The following is a 1,202-nucleotide window of genomic DNA, read 5'->3' as shown; positions in this document are numbered from 1 at the left end:
GAGCGGCAAAGGACAAGCGAGATCGGGAGCACGTTTATGAAATATCCGGGTTAGCTTATTTAGCCAGGCAGCCAGTCTTTTTCGTGCAGCGGGCTGCGCTAAAACCTTCATATTCATTGCCAAAATTCCCATGACATGGCATTCATGACCTATACTCCAGCCGGTTTGTGACAGCATCCTCTGGCATTGGTTCACAAGATCAGAGAACCAGAATCATCATCTGTTCTTCTGTCTGACTAAACTCAATACCCCGGGCTGTCCCCAGTCAATATCATCCTGATACGCTCCGGGACTGATCAACAAAAGCCTTTTGCTTCACTGGGTGATGGCTCAGAAGTTGCGACAGGGGTCGCAGGCGATTGCTGGAGATAACACTGAAGCTCTTAAAAAAACATCAGTAGCATCGGGAGGTCAGCACTATGAGTAACCTGTACAAAACGGACTTTTATCAGTGGACCCGTCAGCAAATTGATTTACTGAAAAAAAACAAGTTCCGGGCTCTGGACCTGGAAAACCTGATTGAGGAGGTAGACGACCTTGGTCAGGAAAAAGTCAACACGCTGGAAAGTCATCTGACCCGGATACTGGTCCTTCTGCTCAAATGGCAGATCCGAACCTTCAAGGAAGACCTGGATACCTTGAATCGCTGGTATCGCAGCTGGTTTATGGTGATTGATTACAGCCTGGAAAAAGAACGGGCGATCGTTAAACGACTATTGACCAACAACCCCAGCTTGTACGGACTTTTGGATGAGTCTCTGCTGGAATGTTACCCCATTGCCTGTCGGGATGCTTCCCGGGAGCTGGAGGTCCCGGAAGATCAGTTCCCGGATACCAACCCGTGGACCATGGAGCAGATTATGACGGATGGGTTTCCGTCAAGACCGGAGTAGCTTATGACATACTCCCACCAGGCGGATGGCCGCCCCACCGCCAGGCAGCTGTGGATGGGGGCTTTGTTCGACCCGTATTGAGAATACTCAACACCTCTCGCTATAGAGCCTGCGCTGACAGGACTATCTATCAGGGGAACCCTTTACGAATCTGCTGTGTCCCGGCAAGTCAGCTTTACCGCAATAGCAGGCAATGGCACTGACTTAAGAGTGAAAGCCTTGCCCTACGCAGGCTTTAAGGCACCCTGCGATTTGAACCACAAAGCACACAAATGCCCATGGCGCGTGAAAATATTTTGCGCCACCCTC

1 protein-coding gene is annotated in these 1,202 nt (G+C 50.4%); it reads left to right on the top strand.

What is annotated here, in order from left to right:
• The first annotated feature begins 419 nt into the window (after positions 1-419).
• Positions 420-893 carry a DUF29 domain-containing protein gene (locus KDK14_RS00855; protein WP_257263123.1) on the top strand — a complete coding sequence of 158 codons (474 nt, stop codon included), beginning with the start codon at positions 420-422 and terminating at the stop codon, positions 891-893.
• Positions 894-1,202 lie beyond the last annotated feature (309 nt).

The sequence above is a fragment of the Endozoicomonas sp. ONNA2 genome (genome assembly GCF_024606365.1).
Classification (GTDB): Bacteria; Pseudomonadota; Gammaproteobacteria; order Pseudomonadales; family Endozoicomonadaceae; genus Endozoicomonas.
This window is presented reverse-complemented; position numbering and strand designations above follow the sequence as displayed.